This window comes from Patescibacteria group bacterium (assembly GCA_022563395.1).
In the GTDB taxonomy this organism is placed as follows: Bacteria; Patescibacteriota; Minisyncoccia; order Minisyncoccales; family UBA10102; genus 01-FULL-49-22b.
The window spans coordinates 200,478-221,302 of sequence record JADFNM010000001.1; the positions used below are offsets into that span (position 1 = coordinate 200,478).

23 protein-coding genes are annotated in these 20,825 nt (G+C 43.4%); 22 read left to right on the top strand and 1 reads right to left on the bottom strand.

The window, feature by feature from the left end:
* Nucleotides 1-42 precede the first annotated feature (42 nt).
* From IH982_01230 to acpS, 22 genes are all read left to right on the top strand, one after another.
* Nucleotides 43-426 (top strand): SRPBCC family protein, encoded by a 384-nt coding sequence (locus IH982_01230; protein ID MCH7828474.1) that lies wholly within the window; start codon nt 43-45, stop codon nt 424-426.
* A 166-nt stretch (nt 427-592) separates the two neighbouring features.
* Entirely contained in the window at nt 593-1,162 is a 570-nt protein-coding gene (locus IH982_01235) for an alpha/beta hydrolase (GenBank protein MCH7828475.1), read from the top strand.
* Nucleotides 1,163-1,460: 298 nt separating this feature from the next.
* The gene (locus IH982_01240) at nt 1,461-2,774 is read left to right on the top strand and encodes a nodulation protein NfeD (GenBank protein ID MCH7828476.1); all 1,314 of its coding nucleotides are present in this window, start codon (nt 1,461-1,463) and stop codon (nt 2,772-2,774) included.
* A gap of 15 nt (nt 2,775-2,789) precedes the next feature.
* Nucleotides 2,790-3,557, top strand: a complete 768-nt coding sequence (locus IH982_01245) for a slipin family protein (protein MCH7828477.1) — start codon at nt 2,790-2,792, stop codon at nt 3,555-3,557.
* Nucleotides 3,558-3,842: 285 nt separating this feature from the next.
* On the top strand, nt 3,843-4,385 hold the full coding sequence (locus tag IH982_01250; protein MCH7828478.1) for a hypothetical protein: 543 nt from the start codon (nt 3,843-3,845) through the stop codon (nt 4,383-4,385).
* A 54-nt stretch (nt 4,386-4,439) separates the two neighbouring features.
* The gene (locus tag IH982_01255) at nt 4,440-5,168 is read left to right on the top strand and encodes a cupredoxin domain-containing protein (protein ID MCH7828479.1); all 729 of its coding nucleotides are present in this window, start codon (nt 4,440-4,442) and stop codon (nt 5,166-5,168) included.
* A gap of 29 nt (nt 5,169-5,197) precedes the next feature.
* Nucleotides 5,198-5,410 carry a hypothetical protein gene (locus tag IH982_01260; GenBank protein MCH7828480.1) on the top strand — a complete coding sequence of 71 codons (213 nt, stop codon included), beginning with the start codon at nt 5,198-5,200 and terminating at the stop codon, nt 5,408-5,410.
* A gap of 108 nt (nt 5,411-5,518) precedes the next feature.
* Complete coding sequence (locus tag IH982_01265) at nt 5,519-6,826, top strand: DUF192 domain-containing protein (GenBank protein MCH7828481.1); 1,308 nt, start codon at nt 5,519-5,521, stop codon at nt 6,824-6,826.
* A 236-nt stretch (nt 6,827-7,062) separates the two neighbouring features.
* On the top strand, nt 7,063-7,425 hold the full coding sequence (locus IH982_01270; protein ID MCH7828482.1) for a hypothetical protein: 363 nt from the start codon (nt 7,063-7,065) through the stop codon (nt 7,423-7,425).
* Between the two features lie 21 nt (nt 7,426-7,446).
* Nucleotides 7,447-8,226 (top strand): hypothetical protein, encoded by a 780-nt coding sequence (locus IH982_01275; protein ID MCH7828483.1) that lies wholly within the window; start codon nt 7,447-7,449, stop codon nt 8,224-8,226.
* A 145-nt stretch (nt 8,227-8,371) separates the two neighbouring features.
* The gene (locus IH982_01280) at nt 8,372-9,334 is read left to right on the top strand and encodes a hypothetical protein (protein ID MCH7828484.1); all 963 of its coding nucleotides are present in this window, start codon (nt 8,372-8,374) and stop codon (nt 9,332-9,334) included.
* 98 nt (nt 9,335-9,432) lie between these two features.
* Nucleotides 9,433-9,651 (top strand): DUF2007 domain-containing protein, encoded by a 219-nt coding sequence (locus tag IH982_01285; GenBank protein ID MCH7828485.1) that lies wholly within the window; start codon nt 9,433-9,435, stop codon nt 9,649-9,651.
* 188 nt (nt 9,652-9,839) lie between these two features.
* Nucleotides 9,840-10,697, top strand: coding sequence for a hypothetical protein (locus tag IH982_01290; protein MCH7828486.1), 858 nt, complete (start codon nt 9,840-9,842; stop codon nt 10,695-10,697).
* A gap of 115 nt (nt 10,698-10,812) precedes the next feature.
* On the top strand, nt 10,813-11,658 hold the full coding sequence (locus IH982_01295) for a hypothetical protein (GenBank protein MCH7828487.1): 846 nt from the start codon (nt 10,813-10,815) through the stop codon (nt 11,656-11,658).
* Nucleotides 11,659-12,057: 399 nt separating this feature from the next.
* On the top strand, nt 12,058-12,864 hold the full coding sequence (locus IH982_01300) for a prohibitin family protein (GenBank protein ID MCH7828488.1): 807 nt from the start codon (nt 12,058-12,060) through the stop codon (nt 12,862-12,864).
* A gap of 76 nt (nt 12,865-12,940) precedes the next feature.
* Complete coding sequence (locus tag IH982_01305) at nt 12,941-13,807, top strand: alpha/beta fold hydrolase (GenBank protein ID MCH7828489.1); 867 nt, start codon at nt 12,941-12,943, stop codon at nt 13,805-13,807.
* 3 nt (nt 13,808-13,810) lie between these two features.
* Complete coding sequence (locus tag IH982_01310; GenBank protein MCH7828490.1) at nt 13,811-14,875, top strand: hypothetical protein; 1,065 nt, start codon at nt 13,811-13,813, stop codon at nt 14,873-14,875.
* A 3-nt stretch (nt 14,876-14,878) separates the two neighbouring features.
* Nucleotides 14,879-16,090: an MFS transporter gene (locus IH982_01315; GenBank protein MCH7828491.1), complete on the top strand. Its 1,212-nt coding sequence runs from the start codon at nt 14,879-14,881 to the stop codon at nt 16,088-16,090.
* Nucleotides 16,087-16,638 carry a ribosome-associated translation inhibitor RaiA gene (gene raiA, locus IH982_01320; protein MCH7828492.1) on the top strand — a complete coding sequence of 184 codons (552 nt, stop codon included), beginning with the start codon at nt 16,087-16,089 and terminating at the stop codon, nt 16,636-16,638. Before IH982_01315 ends, raiA begins: the two co-directional genes overlap by 4 nt.
* Nucleotides 16,639-16,703: 65 nt before the next feature.
* On the top strand, nt 16,704-17,057 hold the full coding sequence (locus IH982_01325; GenBank protein ID MCH7828493.1) for a hypothetical protein: 354 nt from the start codon (nt 16,704-16,706) through the stop codon (nt 17,055-17,057).
* 62 nt (nt 17,058-17,119) lie between these two features.
* On the top strand, nt 17,120-17,350 hold the full coding sequence (locus tag IH982_01330; protein MCH7828494.1) for a hypothetical protein: 231 nt from the start codon (nt 17,120-17,122) through the stop codon (nt 17,348-17,350).
* Nucleotides 17,351-17,893: 543 nt separating this feature from the next.
* Entirely contained in the window at nt 17,894-18,274 is a 381-nt protein-coding gene (gene acpS / locus IH982_01335) for a holo-ACP synthase (protein ID MCH7828495.1), read from the top strand.
* A gap of 22 nt (nt 18,275-18,296) precedes the next feature.
* Here the strand turns inward: acpS and IH982_01340 are convergent, their stop codons facing one another.
* Entirely contained in the window at nt 18,297-20,804 is a 2,508-nt protein-coding gene (locus tag IH982_01340; protein ID MCH7828496.1) for an AMP-binding protein, read from the bottom strand.
* Between the last annotated feature and the right edge of the window lie 21 nt (nt 20,805-20,825).

Here is a 20,825-nt window from a genome sequence, read left to right on the forward strand (position 1 = left end):
TCCACGACACGCAGCTAGCAGTTCTGAATAGCAAAAATCGCAATGCAAGAAAACAAACTAACGATTCAAATTAACAAACCTATTGTAGAGGTTTTTGCTTTTACGACGAATCCGCAAAACACGCCTTTGTGGCTTGACTCAGTAGTTACTGAACAAGTGAATGAGTGGCCAGCAAGACAAGGGAGTATTTATAAGAATCAAGATACAGATGGAAACTGGTCAGAGTATGTCGTAAGTGAGTGGAGAGAAAACGAAATGTTTGTATGGGACAAAAAGAATAGTAATTACCATGTTAGGTATATCTTTACGCCAGTAGACGAAAATATCACAGAACTTGAATACTATGAATGGGTAGATACAGGAGAGCTTGATAAACCCTTTACCCAGAAAATACTAGAAAAGCTAAAGCGCGTTTTGGAAAATTAGTTCTAAATGAGACACGAGATACTACGCCTATCCAGTGTCTCATTTGTCTCATTTTGTGCTAAAATGACCCCGACCGAGACGGGTAGATGAGACACCCCTAGAAAGCCCCAGAATCCCTCTTAAACCTCATGTTCCAGACCAAGGGTGCTAAAGCCAAACATAAAACATGATATCTCACCCATCTATCAAGGCCATCTTTATACCAGGAAATGATGGCGGTACAACGCAGGACCAGTGGTTTCCGTATGCCAAACGTGAACTTAAAAAGCTTGGTCTTGCAGTAAGGGCAGAAACTTTTCCTGACCCCATTCTTGCAAGGGAACAATACTGGATCCCTTTCTTGAAAGAGCTTGGCGCTGACGAGAAGACCATCCTTATAGGACATTCATCGGGAGCAGTCGCTGCAATGAGATTTGCAGAGCAGAACAAAATTCTGGGATCGGTGTTGATTGGGGCCTGCTACACTGACCTTAATGACGAGATGGAAAAGAAAAGCGGGTATTACGACCGCCCCTGGGATTGGGAGGCAATCAAAGCGAATCAAGAGTGGATTATCCAATATGCCTCTATTGACGATCCATACATTCCTGTTGAGGAAGCTCGGCATATCCATACACAACTTGGTACAGAATATTACGAGTATAAAGACCAGGGACACTTTGGAGAACCCACAAGGCCTAAACCAGAGTTTCCAGAGATGATAGAGGCAATCAGAAAAAAGCTATCCCAGGACTAAGATTCTCTGCACCAGCATTCACGCAACGGGACATTCGTCTCTGAGAGACTCAGTCTCGATGAGTTCTAACATCGTCCAAGCCCCGCAGCATACTAATACAAGAAGCCAATGGTTCCTAAATGAAATTAAGGATTCTTTAATTTCATTTAGGAGATATGCGCTCTAAATAAGGGGGACAAAACTTGTGTAAATCGGATGTGCACAACAAGGATTTTGAGAATATCATTAACTTTTTAGGCAAATGATTTATAATAAAGATGATAGATAAAAATGAACAGGATGATAACAACTTAGAAAAATGAGAGCAAAAATCCCCTTTATCTTCATTGTTGTTTCCCTTATGTTTGTCAGCATGTTTGTCGGCGCTTTTTTAGTCGGAGAGGTTAAGGCGCAGACAAAAGATTCCCAAGAGCTGTCAAAGGTTTTAGTGATTGACATTGAAGGAGAGATTCGCGCCGGCACGGTTCAGTTTGTAAAGCGCGCTTTGACAAAGGCCCAAGCTGGCGACTTTGAACTTTTTCTTATTCAACTGAACACCCCAGGTGGGCTCTTAAAGGCCACCGAAGAGATCAGCCGGCTTTTGCTGGACAGCAAAATACAAACCGCCGTGTTTGTTCATAAAAACGGCGGCTGGGCATTTTCGGCCGGCACTTTTATTCTTCTGTCTGCAGAAATTGCAGTTAGCCATCCCAATGCCTCAATTGGTGCGGCTCAGCCGCGCGCTTTGGGTATTGGGGAAGTCGCGGAGCCTGATGAAAAAATTATTAAAGCCTCAAGCATTTGGATGAAATCATTAGCTGAAGCTCGCGGACGAAACCTCGAGGTCGCGGAAAAATTCGTCCTGGAAAATCTAACATTAAGCGGTAAAGAGGCACACGAACAAAATATTATTAATTTCACCGCCGTATCTTTGGATGAACTTCTCAACAAGCTTAAATTTAAAGACGCCGCCATAGAAGAAGTAACGCCAAATCTCTTAGAGCAAATCCTGTCTTTTCTTTCCATTTCTTTTCTAATTCCGCTTTTACTTGGCATTGGGTCTTTAGGGTTGTTCTTTGTATTTCGCACAGGCGAGGTGGAAATTGGAATTTTCGCTATCGCTGCTCTTCTTTTAGGACTGTGGGGAATGGGGGCTATCAATCTTTCGGTGCTGGGAGCAACGCTTTTGTTCTTTGGTATTGCTCTTATTATTCTTGAAATTTTTGTGATGCCCGGATTTGGTGTTTTTGGCATAGCTGGAACCATCGCCTTTCTTTTTGGGATACTCACCTTTGCCCAAGAGCCGTTCTTACCAAGCGTTTTTACCAATGCAGCTTTTTGGTTTGTGATGGGGGTGACGTTGGCTGTTTCTGTGTTTTTCATTGTTCTTGGCAGATTGTCGCTTAAAACCCTAAGGGTAAAGGCCAGGGCTGGTCCGGAGGCTCTCACGGGAGAAACAGCTGTTGTAACCGAAACACTGCATCCCTACGGCAAGGTAAAGATTAACCGTGAGGACTGGGTGGCAAAAAATATTTCAGATAAAGAAGTTATTGAAGTGGGAGAGAAGGTAAGGGTTGTAAATATCCAGGGAAATACTATAATAGTAAAAGGGTCGAAAACTAGCATGCTGTAAAAACTTGTAAATATTATGGAATTTTTGTTTAATTTATTTTTCTCAACTGGAGGAATTATTGTTATCGTCGCCATCATTCTTTTCTCAGCTGTAAAGATTGTCAGGGAATATGAGCGGGCAGTTATTTTTCGCTTGGGACGCTTGGTGGGCACGCGTGGACCCGGTCTTTTTCTGCTTATCCCAATGATTGAAAAAATGGTCAAGCTTGATCTTCGGATTATTACCCTTGATGTGCCGGCCCAAGAGGTTATCACCCGCGACAACATACCCATAACGGTTGACGCGGTGCTGTATTTTAAGGTTTCTGACCCTATTCGTGCAGTGGTTGAGGTTGAAAACTTTCTGAAAGCAACTTCGCAAATCGCCCAGACATCGCTTAGGGGAGTTGCCGGCGAGGCGGCTTTTGACGAGATTCTGGCCGAGCGTGAGAAGATTAACACCAAGCTTCACAAAATTATTGACATTGCCACGGACCCTTGGGGAATTAAAGTCTCGGCGGTGGAAATAAAGCACGTTGAGGTGCCAGAAGCCATGCAGCGGGCAATTGCCAAACAGGCGGAAGCTGAGCGGACAAGACGGGCAAAAGTAATTTTGGCCGAGGGAGAATTTCAGGCGGCTCAAAAACTAAAGGATGCCGGTGAAATTCTCGGCGCCAACCCAATTGTGTTTCGCTATCTTGAAACCATAGCAGAAGCGGCTAAAGAAAAAAGCAATACCATCATCTTCCCGGCCGAGATGCTTGACTTGGTCAAAAAAATCTCCCGAAAATCGGACATGCAGTGAAAAACCACTTGAAAAATTAAGTGGCAGAGAAAAATAGAACTTGCTGGTCCTCTTTAGAGACACTACCCCTATCTAGTGTTTCATTTGTCTCATTCTGCCTTATTTCTTCTTGGTTGAAAGTGCCCCGTCCCCGTCAGAATTAGTTTCTTTAGTAGCCCCAATTTCCCCTTAAAATTCCGAGGGGATAAGGTGCAAGACTCGCCTAGAGAGCATTAGTGCTTAAACGAGATTTAAGCAAACTCATAATCTAATATGCACACAGGAGTTCCATTACCATCAAATCCTATGGAAGAATTAGAACAAAACAAAAACCTCGCCGAGGCAGCACAGCTTACCAAGCAAGAGCGGAAACAGTTAAAGAAACAGCGTAAGCGAGAAGAGCGTCAACAGGGACGCAGTCAAGAGAAAATGAAAAAGATAATTACTATTGCTGTAATTATCTTGGTTGTGGGGGGAGGAATCTTTGCTCTGGGCTGGTTTTTCTCAACCGGCCCGAGCCTGCCGCCAACCTCACAGCTAAATCATTCTGAACTATCGCCGCCAGCTCATATTGTCACAAGTCCTATCCCAGCAGCCATCCAGAAGCATATGCTTGAACACGCCGATGGAGGAGGCAAGCCCGGGGTTATTATTCAATACAATTGCGAAGATTTTGCATGTGAGCAGGATCTGGTAGACAACTTAACTGAGCTCGTAAAGCGGTATCCAGCCAACGTATACCTTGCTCCAAATAATTATGACGGAAAGATTATCTTAACCAAGCTTGGCAGGCGACAAATCTTAGAGGAGTTTAACCAACGAACAATAGAGGACTTTATTGGACGATAAACAGCCTGCAGGGTCGTGCAGGTAAGTTGCATATACGTTAAGGTGAAGTAACATATGAACAAAACCATAATAATCATTATTATTGCTTTAGGAGCAGTTGTCGGGGCATACTTCCTCTTTCAGGGAGGGGATGGGGTTCCACAGGAATCTGGTACGCAAACTCCTGCGTCGCAAAACCAAGAGCGGATTATATCCATTCGCAACCATCAGATTACAGAACCCACGCTTGTTATCTCAGTTGGTGACACGGTGACCTGGAGAAACCAGGATAATCTTGCGGGATTCCCGTATGATAATCACTCGCCAACGAGCGGCACGATTGATTCTACGGGCGCTCAGGGCCAAAGAGGCGTGGTTCCCAACAGCGGAAGCGGCATAGCCGATGGTACGTTTGAGCTTGCTCTGGGTTCTGGTGAGTCACAAAGCTTCACCTTTACTGAAGCTGGCACCTATACTTACTATATCGCAGAACACCCTTTAGTGAGCGGCGAGGGAAAGATTATTGTGGAGGAAAAGAAGGTACCAGTAAGCATGAGTGCTCGCAGTTTTGCCTTTAGCCCCGAAACGCTCAAAGCAAGGGTTGGGGAAAGTATAGTGCTTGAGGTGCAGGCAACCGGACAACATACCTTCACCATTGATGAATTGGGCGTGAATGTTTCCCTGCCGCATGGCAAAACAACGAGAGTGGAATTTACGCCGTCTCAAACAGGAACCTTCACTTACTACTGCGCCGTTCCCGGCCATCGTAATGCGGGGCAAATCGGCACTCTAACGGTCGAATAACTTATAACTAATAACTCATCACAAACACTATGAAATGGTCACCAATTTTACACGGAGTTGCCGCAGTTTCCGGAGTCGTTGGCTTTTTGGTCTTAGTCATGTGGTGGATAGTTCTTTTGAGGGAAGGCGCATCGCCTTTTTCGGCAGAACATTTGTATGACGACGCAATAGCTTTACTTTTGCTCTCAATCGCGTTTGGCATAGGCACTCTTATCCACCAAAAACAGGAGCGACAGCAATAATACCGTATGTTTTTTCGACCCGTTCTGGGTGTTTTTCTGGTTTTTGGTCTTCTCGTCCTTGGGGGCTGGTTTGTACTGCAAAAAAAGGGTAACGTTAAAACCCCAGCCGTGGACGATATTCAAGAGAAAGTTCAGGTTGCAGCCAGCTACTCTTTTTTTGTAACAGTTGACGGGATAGGACTCAATGTTGATGTGGCAGATACGCCAGAGAAAAAGGCCCAAGGGCTTTCTGGAAGAATTGGCATGGGAGAAGACGAGGGCATGCTGTTTGTGTATGATGCGCCGGGGCTTTATACTTTTTGGATGAAGGATATGCTATTTTCCATTGATATTATTTGGATCAATGAAAATTACGAAATTGTTGATATCGCAAAAAATGCTTTGCCTGATTCATTTCTTCAGACTTTTCAACCACAAAAACCAGCGCAGTATGTGTTGGAGGTAAATGCGGGCTTTTCCGATAGAAATAATATCCAAATCGGCAGTAGAGTAGATTTTTCAGAAATTTTTATTGGTAGTAAATTTAAAGAACTTGTTTTTGTTGTAGATGCCAAAAACGATGAGGTTATTGTTCTAACCAAAGAAGGTGGAATCATAAAACGAATCAAAGTTGATCATAGTCCGCACGATATTGCTCTCTCGCCCAATAGCAAGTTTATCGTTACGGCTAATTTTCACAGCAATACCATAAACATCATTGATGTTCAGAGTTTATCTTTACAAAAAACCATCGCAACTGGCGATGGGGCCCATGGCGTAGTATTCAGCCCGGATGGCAGGTTTCTTTTCGTTGTAAACGCAAGAGAAGACACGCTTTCCATTATTGAAACCGCAACCTTTACCCAACAAACTAAGATCAATGTAGGAAGTTATCCAGAATATGTGGGTGTTACCAAAGATGGCTCCAAAGTTTTTACCACCAATCTTAGTGATGGGGGATCAATAACCGTATTGCAGAACATTGGCTTTGAATCAAAAGTAATAAAGGAAATATCTTCTGATGTTGATCCTCACGGCTGGGCAATTTCGCCAGATGGCTCAAAAGTCATTATTACCACGCTGGGCAGTAACTCTGCTTATCTTTATGATAGCAGCACCTTTGAAGAAATAAGCCACTTTGATATTGGTGCGCCCTCAGAGTTTGCCGCTTTCCGCACGAACAACGAAGTGTGGGTTACCAATATTGGAGCTAATTACATTTCTATTATTGAGATTACGCAGAATACAATTCTTGACCAAATTGCGGTTGGAGAAACCCCTCACGGCATTTCTTTTTCATCAGACAAAACGCTTGCATTTGTTCCTTTATATCAACCAGGTGAAGTTGTTATAATTGACACGGTAGAACGAAAAGTAATCAAAAAAGTAAAAGTTGGCGAAGAACTTCATAATGCAGTGGTAGTAAAATCGAGGTAACAGCGCTACAATTTAAAGGCGCAGGCAGGAGATATGCGCCTCTAGGCAAGGAGAGAACAAAACTTGGGGCGGGTCGTCTTAGCGGAGAATCCGGCCCGTGGCCCTACTATTTACACGTACTGTTTTGTGCTATTATATCAATGTAGAACGATTTGAGATTTAGCAGGCTGTAATAGTAAATAAAAGGTTGAACTGCCTGCTAAGATTGAGTAACTACCACTTAGAAATATATGCCTATGAGTAAAAATGTAGCTATTGGCGTCGTTGTAGTTATTCTTGTCGTAGTGGCGGGAGCATTCTTCATTTTTAGAGGAGAAGAAGCATTTGATGTTTCTTTGTTTGAAAAAGATGAGGCGGAGTTAACCAGTATTGGCAATGATATTGAAATGCTTTCTCAAGATGCTGTCTTAGATGAACTTGAGCAGACATTCGGCGATATTCTAGAGGGAGCAGGAATCAGTGCCGCCGAGGCATTGGACGAATCCTCAATCGCACTAGAGGCATTAGAAGCCGACTTATCCCAAACATTAGATGCTTTTGCGTCAGATGATGCCGTTTTGCAGGAACTTGACCAAGCATTTGGCGACGTTTCGCAGTAATAACTCCCTAACATTATGACTATGAAAAAACTACTACTATCGTTCTTGCCAGCTTTGATTGCTTTGGTGCTTGTAGTGTCTCCATTGGCGGGGCTTGCACAAACTACTGATGAGGACTTTCAGAATGCTGTTGGCAAACTTCGTGCGGCGCGGCAGGGCTTTAATGATGCCAAAACGCAAGAGATAAATGAGGCCTCTCAAGAAAGCAGAGCACAGGGGCAGGCACTGCGTGAGGCAGCCCAGCAAAGGCGGGCCGCCGCACAAGAGAGAATGGAAGAGAAAAGAAAGGAGACCCTCCTCCGTTTGGTTGATATTCAAGTAAAGCACCTGGAACGCACCAATGAGCGTATTCAGAGAATGCCCAATATCACCGACGACCTCAAGGCTCAGCTTGCCACAGAGATTGCTTCTGATATTCAGAGTGTGAATGACCAAAAAGCAAAAGTTGAGAGTGCGTCAGGACGAGAAGAAATACAAGCTCTTGCAAAAGAAATCCGAGCTTTCTTTAAGTCTTACCGAGAAACCGTAAAAAGTATTGTTGATGCTATTCATGCCTCCCGTGCAAATATCGCTGCTGCAAAAGCCGGGGAACGAGCCGCCGCCATTAAGGCAAAGGTTCAAGAGCTAAAACAGCAAGGAAAGGACACAACTGAAATTGAGGTAGAACTTGAGGATGCAGAAGAAGACATTAACGACGCAGAGGATGCGATCGGACGAAAGGCATTTAAGGAAGCCAACGAAGACCTGAAGGGTGCATACCAAAAGTTCCGGAATATAGCAGAAAAGGCGAAAGGGCTGTAAATACCGAGCAGTCAAAAAGAAAGGCGGCTTTTGTTTATGCCGCCTTTCTTTAAGTTATCCACACCTAAATCTCGTTTAAGCATGAATGGGGAAAAGAAGTCGCCAGGGAGGCGGTTTTTGGGTAGAATAGCAATATAGTCAACATATGAATAAGGAGACCGGATTTACACTTATAGCATTACTTATTTCAACTGGATTAGTTTTGCTTGTTATCGCAGGCGGGATTTTTGTGGCTGATAGATACGCGGAGATGGATAGACTAAATCCACCGACTCAAGCTGTTCCTGCACCTGGGTTTGAAGATGTACCAGAGATGATTGTCAATGAAGAAGACAGCTTTGCTGAACCTGAACCCAAACCTGAATCACTTCCGCCGCAACGTGAAGACAGTGGTGAACCCAAAGAACCTCCGACTCCGCCTGTAGAGGTAGCGGAAATTGTAGAGTGGAAATATAGGCAAAACGGATGGGAAACAAACGTAACTCCGCCAGCCTGTCCGGAACCGCTCCAGCTTGTGACGCCTACCGATCTCACACTTGTTACATCTGTTTTATATCCAGGTCAGTATCGAGGCGATGACTACAAACCGCATGGGGGATTCCGTTATGATAATTCTCAAAGCGGCGATATAACAATTATCGCTCCCATGGATGCGCGAGTGGTCGATGGCAACAGGATGCTTGCTAATGGCGAGATTCAATACATGTTTGATTTCATAGCGCCTTGTGGAATTTGGTATCGGTTTGGGCATTTACGAGAACTTTCTCCGAAATTCGCAGCTATAGCCGAGACACTTCCAGAGGCAATTGAAGGTGATTCGCACACATATGAGTTGAATGCTGTAGTAACAGTCACTTCTGGGGAGACAATCGCCACTGCCGTTGGCACAAAAAATGATAATACTATAGGCGTGGATTGGGGTGTATATGACATCCGTTCCAAAAACAAAGCGTCAGAAGATCCTTTGTGGACGGCATTACATCCCGGGGGCCAGGAGCAACATGGAGTGTGTTGGTTTGATTTCTTGTCTCCGGAGGACGAGGAGATTGTGAGAAGTTTGCCTCCAACGGATGGAGTGAGCGGAGCAATGAGTGATTATTGTTTGTAGACAAATCCTAGTCCCGCAGCACTTCATTTTTAAGCTCGAACCTTAGGTAACCCCTCGTGGAGTTAGAACTATGGGCGGTTTTTTGGTAGAATACAACAATGGTAGATTTGGTTCGTATTAAAACATACCAAAATAGAATGGAAGCAGAGCTTGCAAAAGGACTTCTTGAGTCAAAAGGTGTCAAAGCTATGGTTTCTGCAGATGATGCTGGTGGGGCGCACCCCGCCCTCTTATGGGCCACAGGAGGAGTACGCTTACTCGTTAAGAAGAAAGATATTCAAAAGGCAATTAAGGTTTTAGAAAGTTTTAAGGAGTAATAAATCCACTGAGCAGGTTCTAACTTCATTCAACAGGCAGAGCCAATCCTGCTTAAGTTTCGCTTAAGCAGGATTGGCTAAGGCGAGTGGTTCCTTACCGAAATTAAGGATTCCTAAATTTCGTTTAGGAGATATGCGTATCTTGAAGGACTCGCCAGTACGGCGGTTTTTTGGTAGGGTTGAATAATATGTTGTCAAAAGAATCGATTACGCTTATCCTTTTGTTTACTCTTATCCTTGCTTTAGTCGCAGGTGGCTACGGGCTTTTTATCTGGTTTGTTATTACCATAATGAAAGGTGGGGCCGCCTATGGATTATTCTTTGTTGCAATAGTTGCAGGAATAGCGAGTTTCTTTAATCCTTGTGCATTTCCGTTACTTCCCGCCTATCTTGCTCAATACCACACGACAAAAAAGGGGGAAAGTAGAAAGCCAATGAGTAAACTGCTCTTTTCTGGGATAGCCGCAGCATTAGGTCTTATCACATTTAATCTTCTACTTGGCAGCATCATTGGTCTTTTAGGAGCTGGTTTTGGGAAGTCACTAGGTCTTGCAGGAGAAAATCCAAGTGTCCCTGTGAGATGGCTCCGTGGTATTGTAGGTGTATTCCTTGTCTATCTTGGTTTGAGCCACGCTACGGGCAAAGGGAATCCTTTTGGAAAGTTAACTCATCTCTGGCATCCAAAATCCCCCTCTCAAAAGAGTCAATCTTCTTTTGCAAAACTCTATAGCTATGGTTTTGGGTATACATTGCTTGGAATAGGTTGTGGTGGCCCCATAATGGCTGGACTAATAGTATTTGCTCTTTCTCGTGGTGGTTTCACAGATGCACTTCTTGCCTTCGGAGTTTACTCATTAACAATGGCATTACTTATGATTGTCATATCAACCCTGATTGCTCTTTCCAAAGAGACCCTGCTTCAAGGACTTAACCGGTCAACCGCTGCTATTCAGCGAGTAAGTGGCGTGCTTCTTCTTCTCGTCGGGGCTTTCCTTATTCTTTCCTCTATCTTTATTACCGCATTTACAAGTATACTGTTCCCATAGATATTACAGAGGTTCTAACATTCTTCCAGACCTGCCTGCGCAGGCAGAGGCGGGCAGGCGTTTCGTATGGGGAGCAACCATTGACATAGATATCAAAACGCGATATAATGAACTCATGAAATCAATTAAAAACAAAAAACTGTTAGTAGTAGCAGGTCTCATACTCTCCCTGGGAGTGTTTGTTGCCGTAGCCAGCGCTAATAATTCATGGAGCAAATATCACTGGAATATTTCAACTGCAGAATCAATCGAAAATCCGCTTGTACTTGGAAACAACCTGACCACTTCTGCATGGAACACTAGTCTTGCGGGAACATCTGCTGACTGGAATGCCTCCGTACTTAAGAATGGGGTTGTAGCTGGAACAAATACTGATTGTAATCCTGTTCTCGGAGGCGTTGAAGTTTGTAATAGTAAGTACGGTAACAATGGTTGGCTTGGTATTGCGCAGATCTGGATATATCGTGGAAGGGCCGGCCATATTGCGCAAGGATTAGTAAAGGTAAACGATACGTACTTTAATACTCCCCAATACGACACTCAGGCATGGAGAAACCTTGTTATGTGCCAAGAGGTTGGTCATACATATGGGTTGGGGCACCAAGATGAAGACTTTAGCAATGCGAACCTAGGTACTTGTATGGATTATACAAGTGATCCGGACGGCACAATCTTAGGCCAGTTAGATAATCAACATCCAAATCAGCATGATTACGACGTGCTCACCAAAAAATACGCGCATCTAAACGAAACGACCAGTGATGAACCCAAAAAGGGGAAAGGCGGAGGTAATAACGGTAAAAAGAAAGCAGGAGTTGGAGCAAATATTGATTTAAGCAACCCATCAGCATGGGGTCAAGCAATTAAGCAAGATGCGCAAGGCAGGAACTCACTTTATGAGCGTAATCTCGTAAACGGCGTAAAGGTGTTTACCTTTGTTATCTGGGCAGACGGAGAATAAGCAGACTAGCTGCTGCAGTAGTATTCCAAAAATACAAAATGACCCGGGAACCCCGGGCCATTTTGTTGTTTCTGTATAAAATAAGTTTCCCAACAAGGCAGTCAAACAGTGAACATACCGGGGTATGTTCATTACAACATTATGCACAAAGATAATATTGTACGAAAAATCGTAAAGAACGAACGGTGACATAATGTTAGACATCGGATGTCTAACATACGATGTCTAAGATACTAACATACGAAACTTATGCAAACTCACCTGAGGCGAGTGGTTCTTTAATGAAATTAAGAAATCCTTAATTTCATTAAGGAGATATGCGCTCTAGACATGGGGAACAAAGATGGTACAATGAAAAGGTCGCTTAAAATAATAATAACATTTTAGTGAGAGCTACACATGAATAACATCAATGAAAGAATGGGGGAGATAAATGTGAAGAAAATTATTTCCCGCATAAGTATTGGATTGGTTGTTCTTATCTTTGTCTTTAGCACTTTTGGCACGGTAGGGGCAGGAGAAAGAGGAGTGCTACTTCAATTTGGGGCAGTCCAGGATAAGGTTTTTGGGGAAGGGCTTTATTTAAAAATACCCTTTGTTCACAAAGTGGTGAAAATGGATGTGAGAATTCAAAAGGATGAAATAAACGCAAGCGCCGCTTCCAAGGATTTGCAGATAGTAACTTCCAGAATTGCCTTGAATTATCACATTGATCCAGACTCGGTGAATAAAATCTGGCAAGAGGTAGGAAAGAACTACAACGTCCGAATTATCGCTCCTTCCATTCAAGAGGCGGTTAAGGCAGAATCTGCAAAATTTACCGCAGAGGAATTGATTATAAAGAGAGAAGAAGTAAAGGAACAGATCAAGGCAAACCTCTCTAAAAGATTGCTGGAACGCTCCATTATTGTGGACGAATTCAACATCATTGAATTTCAGTTTTCCCAAGCGTTTAACGAGGCAATTGAGGCTAAGGTTACGGCAGAGCAGCTAAAACTTAAGGCAGACAGGGACTTGGAAAGAATAGTAATTGAAGCTGAGCAAAAGGTAGCTGATGCCAAAGGAAAAGCAGAGGCAATCAGTATTGAAGCTATAGCCTTAAGGCAAAATCCCCAAGTGGTGGAGTTAAGATGGATAGAAAAATGGGACGGGAAAGTTCCATTGTACTGGGGAGAAGCCAGCCCGTTTATCGGGATAAACAGATAAAACATCTTTTCTCTGAATCTGGTGTTGTGCCCCGCCCCAAAAGGGCGGGGCGGCTTTTTGGATTAAATAGGATATAATGAATATAATGCAAACCCCATATATCTCTATTATACAGGCAGGGCTTGTTATCTTGCTTTTCTTTGTGATTGTGAGCTTATATGGTTTTTACACTGCTGTGCGCCCCCCAAAAATTCATTCTTCTTTTACTCCAGCTGACTTTGGTTTAAATTTTGAAACAGTGGCTCTAAAGACCAAAGATGCAGTGAAGATAAAAGGATGGTTTATTTCTCAAGAAAATTCAGACAAGATTATCATTGCACTTCACGGGTATCCAGCTGATAAGGGCGATATTCTTCCTTCGCTGGTATTTCTTCACCAAGATTTTAATCTGCTCTTTTTTGATTTCCGCTACTTTGGCGCAAGCGATGGACTCTACTCCACAGCGGGCGCAAGGGAGATATATGATCTTTTGGCTGCTGTTGAATTTGCAAAAGAGCGGGGATTTACAAAAATCGGAATATGGGGATTTTCAATGGGGGGAGCCGTAGCTCTTATGGGTGCCAGCAAAACTTCAGAGATAAAGGCCGTTGTATCAGATTCAAGTTATGCCTCGCTTTCCTTGCTTGCAAAAGAACCCTATCGCAACCTTGCTTTCCTTAAATATCCTCTGGCATTCTTCACAAAGGTCTTTGCAAGAATATTTCTGGGAATATCCATTGATGAGGTTTCACCTGCAGAAAAAGTAAAGGGCGTGAAAATTCCCATATTGCTCATTCATTCCTCAGACGACAAGGTCATTCCCTTTTCTCATGCCCTCCTCTTGAAAGAAGCGCTCAAAGATAATCCAAACGCAGAATTCTGGTTTCAAGAAGAAATAAGGCACGGAGAATTTCAAAAAGAATACGAGACACGCATACGGGAGTTTTTCCAGAAAAATCTTTAAACTATGTTTACCAAGAAGCAAAAGGTACTGTTCTTCATTATTATCCTTGTTTTTGTGATTTTGCTCGTTCCCAAGATTCCTCAGGTTGCAACGGCTTTCAAAACAGGTGCGCTTTGGATTAATATGGCTATTCCTGAGGGAGACTGGCGACCGCTAGACCTTTTTACGCCTGCTCCTGTCCTTAAAAAACATAGTATAGAAAGTGAAAGCCTGCGTACCCTTACGATGCATTTATATCTTCCTGCTGGTAAAGATAGGGCGGGGGCAATCATAATCTACACCCCATTCGTTGGAGGGGGAATTGAAGATGCTCGTCTGGTTAATGTGGCAAAAAGTTTTTCTCGGGCTGGTTTTGCAGTGCTTTTGTCTTCCCGTACCGGAGACGAACTTATTATGAGCGCCAAAGATATACAAGATGTTGTTTCTTTGTTTCTTTTTTTGGAAAAACACCCAAAAGTCAATCCAGGGCGCATAGGATTGCTGGGAATCAGTTATGGGGCTGGCCCTGTTATAATCGCTGCAGCAGATTTAAGAATTCGAGACCGCGTTCATTTTGTAATGAGCATGTCAGGATACTATGATTTTAAGAACTCTTTGCGCTTTATTGTAACTGGCCAATACTCTTACAAAGATATACGGGGGCAGTCTGAACCTTTGGCCTTTACCCAAGAAATCTTAAAAAATAGTTTGGAGCATCACGGCATAAACGGAGAACTTTTTGAGTCCTTTATTTCTCAGCCCAATCGCTTTGAAGAATTATTCCAGGATTCGCCAGAGATTCAAGAATTTGGGTTGCAGCTTTCTCCTCTAAGGGTAATTGACGACATAAAAGCGCGGTTTTTCATTATTCATTCAACAGAAGACCTTTTAATACCCCATACCGAATCAATGCGCTTGGCCGATGCCTTACAAGACAAGGTGCCAGTCTCCTTCGCTCTTCTTTCTCTGCTGGAACACGGGCAACCCAAGCCCTTTACCATGAAAAATATTACCAGGTATTATGTACCGAGTTTAGCTGACTCCTATGTTTTTTTGTATAAGCTACTTAAAGAGCAGTGGCGCCAATAAAACATGTTTTCCTTGCTGAAGAATAAAAAGATTTTAGCTTGGACTTTCTATGATTTTGCCGATACTGCCCTGGCAGCTCTTTTCTTTACCTTTTTCTGGCCCTTGCTTATCAAAGAACATTTGGGAGGAAATGAATTCCAGATTGGCCTTGTTATGGGTCTTTCGCTTCTTTTCGTAGCGCTCTTTGTGCCTTTGATAGGAGCAATATCTGACGCCACTGGCAGACGCATGCCAATTCTTATTATATCTACTTTGCTGACCGCTATTTTTGCAGTTCTTACCGGATACATGGGTTTAGTTGGAGCTTTAATTCTGGGGTTTCTGGTACGGTTTTTGTTCACCGTTGATATTGATCTCTACGACGCTAAACTGGTTGATATTGTTGCGCGTTCCAAAATCGGCTTTGTATCCGGCCTGGGAGTTGCCATTGGATATCTTGGCACAATAGTTGGCCTGGCCGTAGCCTATCCATTGCTGGAGTATTTTGGCTGGGACACGTTGCTTGGCATTCAAGTGATTTTTATTGAAGGGGCGCTCTTTCTGCTTATTTTCTCTCTTCCTCTTTTCTTGTTGGTTAAAGATAAACCCCTCAAAGAAAAAATACCCTTTCTGTCTGCTTTTCGCAAAGGTCTTAAAGCACTGAAGTTTACCATTACCAACCTTAAACAATTCCCGGCCTTTGGCAGGTTCCTGCTTGCTTCTTTTATCTACAACGATGCGGTAAATACCACGCTTATATTTTTAGTGCTGTATGCCACAAGCGTTATTGGCCTTCAAATCAAGGAGTTTTTCTTTGTTTTTGTCCTTATGGCTTTGGGAGCTGGAGTTGGAGCACTCATATTTGGGTATCTTTCAGGCAGCTTTAGTCCCAAACGAGCCCTAATCATTGCTCTTGGAATGTGGATTTTTGTCATTGTTTATCTCCTTTTAATCAAAACCTTTGCCAGCATACTTATTGCCGGAATTATAGGAGGGGCGGCACTTGGAGGCATCTGGACCGCGAATCGGCATATGGTAGTTCTAATCTCGCCATATCGGAAAATAGCTGAGTTTTTTGGCATTGAAGGGTTAACCGAACGCCTCTCCGGGGTCTTGGGACCTATTATTTTTGGCGCAATTGTTGTCACGATTGGATACCAAGTTGCTCTTTTCTTTATCCTCTTTTTGTTCATTGCAGGCCTTGCTCTTCTTTTGAGAGTGCCGCTAAAAACTTGATTAAATTAAAATGGACATATCTCAATTTGTATCTCTTTTCCATCGTGTTGAGAAAAGATATTGGCAATTGTTCCCATGAGAGCTATACTATTGGTATGCGCTACAGCGTGAAGGGAACAAATATGGAACTCACTCCGGAGGTCTCCACGTATATTGAGGAGAAGATAGGAAGCTTGGATAGGTTTATTAAGCATGTGGATTCTGCAGTGCAAGGATGGGTAGAAGTTGGGCGCATTGGCAAGCATCATCAAACAGGAAAGGTCTGGAGAGCAGAAGTTCAAATTCATCTGCCAGGCAGGTCAATGAGATCGGAAGCTGTGGCCAAAACCATTTTCCTGGCTATCAATGAAGTGAAAGACAAATTGCAACGGGAACTCAAACAATATAAAAGGAAACAAGCCACTAAACAGAAAAAGGGGGCTCGCAGCTTTAAACCGCCTTTCCCTTTGAGAAAACCTCCCCGTCTCAAGGGAAAGGTTCAGAATGTTGGGATTAAACCAATTCGCAAGAAACCTCGTACTCATATGCCACCAGAAGCCCCTAAATAAGGGGCTTTTTGGTTGCATGGGGAGTGGAGTTCAAACTTTTGTTGGTTTTTTGGTAGAATGAGAATATGAATCCAATAGCATTCGCAGTTCTAGCAGCACCAGCTTTTGGTTTGTGGACCGTATTCCATAAGCTCGCCGCTCCGTATATCAACCAAGTGTTTGGAGCAATTCTTGTGTCGTTCACTGCTGTCATCTTAGGCAGTATTGTTCTGCTGCCTAGGATAAAAGACGTCCAACTCTTTAGTGACCCGAAAGGAATAATCTTCCTTGTTCTTGCAGGACTAATGGCCTTTGGAATTGATTTCTTTGCACTTCAGGCATATTCAAAGGGATTACCTCTCACTGTCGGTGGACCTATCATTATCGGAGGAAGTATCGCCGTCGCCGTTAGTATTGGCTTTGTATTAGGAATTTTTTAAAATATCTGCTAGACTATTAATATTCAAGGTCGGCTAATACTTCATTTACTAATATTTATTCCATGAAAAAAACTACATGCAAGACTATGGGTGGCGTTTGTGACGAGGAGATCCGTGGGGAAACTGCTGAAGAATTGATGGCCAACGGTAAGCAGCACCTTCATGATGCGGCTGAGACCGGCGACGAAGATCACAAAGGTGTCATTCAAAAAATGGAACAGATGAGCGAAGAAGATCGCAAAAAGTGGGCTGGAGAACTTACGAATAACTTTGATGCACTGGAAGAGGCTTAAAGTTAGATCCCGATAGGTAGGAGGGTGTGATCTCTTATTATACTAACCAATCAATCGCCAAACAGGCGGTTTTTTGGTAGAGTAAGGATGGCGAATTTCAGAGGAGAGAAGTGAACGACAAGCACCCAAGAACAGGGGAGAGGCATATGTATATGTACTGGATGCTCAGGATAGCACCCGTAGTGACGATTCTCGTTGTTATCAACCTCCTTGTGTGGCGGTTCACCGAATTTAAGGTGATCTTCGGCCCCGGGCTCTCTGGGGTTCTCCTGATTGCCTCTGTGGGTCTGTGGTTTATTGCCCTCTATGCTTCACGAAATGCTCGATATCGAGCAAGATGAGGGTTCATACCATGATAGGGCGGTGAGATGATATCAATACCCGCTTTTCTTTTACACAAAACAGGTTCTAACATCGTCCCATAGGGAGAGCCATTGTTGCTTAAACGAGATTTAAGCAATATCCATTGAAGTTAATGGTTCCTTAATTTCATTTAGGAGATAATCACTAGAATCAATCATGCTTAAACGAGATTTAAGCAGCATGGGGAAAAAGAATCGCCAGTACGGCGATTTTTTGGTAGAATCAAATATGATTATGAAACTCGGGACTGATATCGTACATATTCCAAGATTTGAAAAGACATTGAGAGAAAGTCGGGAATACTTTGAACAGAATGTGTTCTGCCCCGAAGAATGGGCAGATTCATCAATAGAGAAATTAGCTGGAAGATTTGCAGCAAAGGAAGCAACACTCAAGGCCTTGGGTATTAAAGCTGGCCGCTGGCAAGAAATTTGCGTCAAAAATTCAGAAGATGGAAAACCGTTCCTTGCTTCCTTCCTAATGCAGAAAAAATGGAAACATGAACTTTCCATTTCTCACGACGGTGAATACGCAATTGCTGTCGTAGTATTCTATCGGTGATTCCCCCATGTTGAGCAGGGAATCACAGGTTTCTTATTTTTTCTTCAATAAAACGGGCAGCTTCTTGATAGGTCATTGTTTGGTCAATGAGAAAAGGTTTTCCAAAGGTTATCTTGACCCTGTGACGACGAGGCCATCGAAACACAGGAGGCGCTCCTTCGGGTCCCGGTTGGACAACCTGTTGGGTTCCTTTTAGTTTGACAGGCACAATGGGAACTCCCATTTCAATTGCCAAGAGTCCGGCACCCCCTTTGAACTCCCTAAGTCTCCCGGTCCTGGACATGACCCCTTCTGGGAATACCAACACCGAGAAATCACGGTCAATAATGCGCCCAAGATATTCCACGGATGACTTTACCTGCCCGCTGCGTGAGAAAGGAAACATAACGAAAAGAAATTCTAGAAATCCTTTCGCATACTTAATCCAAGGCGTTTGTGTTTCATACAAAACCTCGGTGGCGGCAGCCACTGCAAGCCGTTTTCGAATCCTGGCGGGTAGTGCTCCATAGATTACACCTACATCAATCGTACTTAAATGATTTGAGAAAAAGAGAACAGGATGTTTGATGTGCTCTATATTCTCTAATCCCTTTATTTCTACGGGGGCAACATACAAAACCAAGGGCTTGAGAAAAAATATCTGAAAAAGTGCTCTCAAGAAGGTGGTATAACTTCCAAATGGTCTTGGATTAAATGGATAGAGTATGTGTTTTTGCTTTTTCTCTGTAATCGTTTCCCGTATGTCTCGCACAGTGGTCTGGGGAGTAATTTCAGCTTCGTCTAAGGCAACAGAAAACTCGCTTTCAATTCTGGCTACGAGCTCAATGCGCTTTAGGGAGTCTAGATTGAAGTCAGCAACAAGCCGCTTCTCGTCTTTAACCTCTTGTACAGGAACCTCTGCTACCTTTGCAACAATCTCTTGAAGGATTGAAGGGGTCTTAGAAGGAAGCTCCTCCTTTCTTTTACCTTGAATCTCAGCTTCAATAACTGGCAGCACTTCATGTTTCTTTACTTTTCTCGTGGGAGTACGGGGAAAATCATCCAAAGACCATACAGAGAAACCTTGAATCCTCTGATATGCCATCAATTTGGCATTGACTTTATTAATAATGGTTTGAGGATTGACCTCTGTATCTTTTTTAAGGAGAAGAACTGCGTGTACTTGTTCCTCTCCATTCCTTTTTAAGCCAAGAACCGTAGAATCAGCCACTCCATGTTCTTTGTTCAGCTCAAACTCAATATCCTCAGGGTATACATTCTCACCAGAGGGCAGTACAATCATAAATTTTTTGCGGCCTCTAATGTGAAGGTATCCTTTTCGGTCAAAAAATCCAATGTCTCCGGTCCGAAGCCACCCTTTTTCGTCAAATATTTCTTTTGTTTTCTGTTCGTCCCTCCAATATCCAGCAAAGATATTTGGGCCTTTCGCAAGTATTTCTCCGTCCCCTGAAAGTTTGAGAGTTACGCCTTGAACTGGCTTGCCGACAGATGCAATAGTGCGCTCTTGATAGCTGTTGACGGTGAGCACGGGTGAAGTTTCGGTGAGACCGTATCCCTGGAGAATATAGATACCCAAACTCTCCCAAAATTCACCCACCTCTTTTGAAAGTGCAGCTCCCCCAGAAGCGATGGTATGCATGTTCCACCCAAACTTTTTATGGATGTTGCGAAAAAAGAGTCGGCGCAAAGCCATGGATGGGATTGCTTGAGAAATTGAAAGCAGCACTTCCAGCATTCTGAGCTTATGTTTTATTTCAGCTTGGTCTCTGATTCTAAGATATATGAGCCGTAAAAATTCCGGCACTGCCAACATGCGGTTTGGTTTATCATCTTGAAATATCCTGCTCAGATGGTTTGGACTCAGAGAAGCCGCATAGCTTACTTGAGCGCCAGCGGCAAGGGGAACCAGCATGCCTCCCAACTGTTCAAACATGTGAAAAAGCGGAAGAATTGAGACAAATCGCATGGTGTGGTCTACGGGGATTGCCTTGCGGGAACCTGCAAGACTGGAAAGAAGGTTTTTATGCGTAAGGATAACACCCTTGGGGTTTCCTGTGGTTCCTGAAGTATATACAATCTCTGCGATATCATGTTCGCCAAGAGCAGGAAGGGAAGCATGGACTGGCGTACTGGGTTTTGCTATGTCTTCAATAAAAACAATAGGAATAGAAATTCCTTTGGTTGAGATGGTGCGATTTTTGAAGATACATTTTGCTTGAGTTTGTCTGACTATACCCTGAATAAACTCAGGTTTACTCTCGGGACTGAGAGGCACCGCTACCGCTCCCCGAAGCTGGATACCAAAGAATGAAGCTACCCAAAAAGGGGAATTAAATCCTATAAGAACTACGCGATCTCCCTTTTGAATGTTGTGTTGCCCGAGAATATGCGCAAAGGAAACCGCATGATTCCATAAATCTTGGTATGTCCAGCTCAGTGTCCGAAATCTGGGACGATACAGGTATGCGGTTTGAGAAGTGTATCTTTGGCATACACGAAAAAAGAGTTCTGGAAGGGTCTTTTGTTCCATGCTGTCATTATACCTATGAAA

Coding starts and splice junctions, on each gene's coding strand:
- IH982_01250 (MCH7828478.1), top strand. CDS start 3,843: ATGGAAGAATTAGAACAAAACAAAAACCTCGCCGAGGCAGCACAGCTT.
- IH982_01285 (MCH7828485.1), top strand. CDS start 9,433: ATGGTAGATTTGGTTCGTATTAAAACATACCAAAATAGAATGGAAGCA.
- IH982_01340 (MCH7828496.1), bottom strand. CDS start 20,804: ATGGAACAAAAGACCCTTCCAGAACTCTTTTTTCGTGTATGCCAAAGA.
- IH982_01240 (MCH7828476.1), top strand. CDS start 1,461: ATGAGAGCAAAAATCCCCTTTATCTTCATTGTTGTTTCCCTTATGTTT.
- IH982_01295 (MCH7828487.1), top strand. CDS start 10,813: ATGAAATCAATTAAAAACAAAAAACTGTTAGTAGTAGCAGGTCTCATA.
- IH982_01330 (MCH7828494.1), top strand. CDS start 17,120: ATGAAAAAAACTACATGCAAGACTATGGGTGGCGTTTGTGACGAGGAG.
- IH982_01305 (MCH7828489.1), top strand. CDS start 12,941: ATGAATATAATGCAAACCCCATATATCTCTATTATACAGGCAGGGCTT.
- IH982_01280 (MCH7828484.1), top strand. CDS start 8,372: ATGAATAAGGAGACCGGATTTACACTTATAGCATTACTTATTTCAACT.
- IH982_01315 (MCH7828491.1), top strand. CDS start 14,879: ATGTTTTCCTTGCTGAAGAATAAAAAGATTTTAGCTTGGACTTTCTAT.
- IH982_01255 (MCH7828479.1), top strand. CDS start 4,440: ATGAACAAAACCATAATAATCATTATTATTGCTTTAGGAGCAGTTGTC.
- IH982_01230 (MCH7828474.1), top strand. CDS start 43: ATGCAAGAAAACAAACTAACGATTCAAATTAACAAACCTATTGTAGAG.
- IH982_01300 (MCH7828488.1), top strand. CDS start 12,058: ATGAATAACATCAATGAAAGAATGGGGGAGATAAATGTGAAGAAAATT.
- IH982_01270 (MCH7828482.1), top strand. CDS start 7,063: ATGAGTAAAAATGTAGCTATTGGCGTCGTTGTAGTTATTCTTGTCGTA.
- IH982_01310 (MCH7828490.1), top strand. CDS start 13,811: ATGTTTACCAAGAAGCAAAAGGTACTGTTCTTCATTATTATCCTTGTT.
- IH982_01235 (MCH7828475.1), top strand. CDS start 593: ATGATATCTCACCCATCTATCAAGGCCATCTTTATACCAGGAAATGAT.
- acpS (MCH7828495.1), top strand. CDS start 17,894: ATGGGGAAAAAGAATCGCCAGTACGGCGATTTTTTGGTAGAATCAAAT.
- IH982_01290 (MCH7828486.1), top strand. CDS start 9,840: ATGTTGTCAAAAGAATCGATTACGCTTATCCTTTTGTTTACTCTTATC.
- IH982_01245 (MCH7828477.1), top strand. CDS start 2,790: ATGGAATTTTTGTTTAATTTATTTTTCTCAACTGGAGGAATTATTGTT.
- IH982_01325 (MCH7828493.1), top strand. CDS start 16,704: ATGAATCCAATAGCATTCGCAGTTCTAGCAGCACCAGCTTTTGGTTTG.
- IH982_01275 (MCH7828483.1), top strand. CDS start 7,447: ATGAAAAAACTACTACTATCGTTCTTGCCAGCTTTGATTGCTTTGGTG.
- IH982_01260 (MCH7828480.1), top strand. CDS start 5,198: ATGAAATGGTCACCAATTTTACACGGAGTTGCCGCAGTTTCCGGAGTC.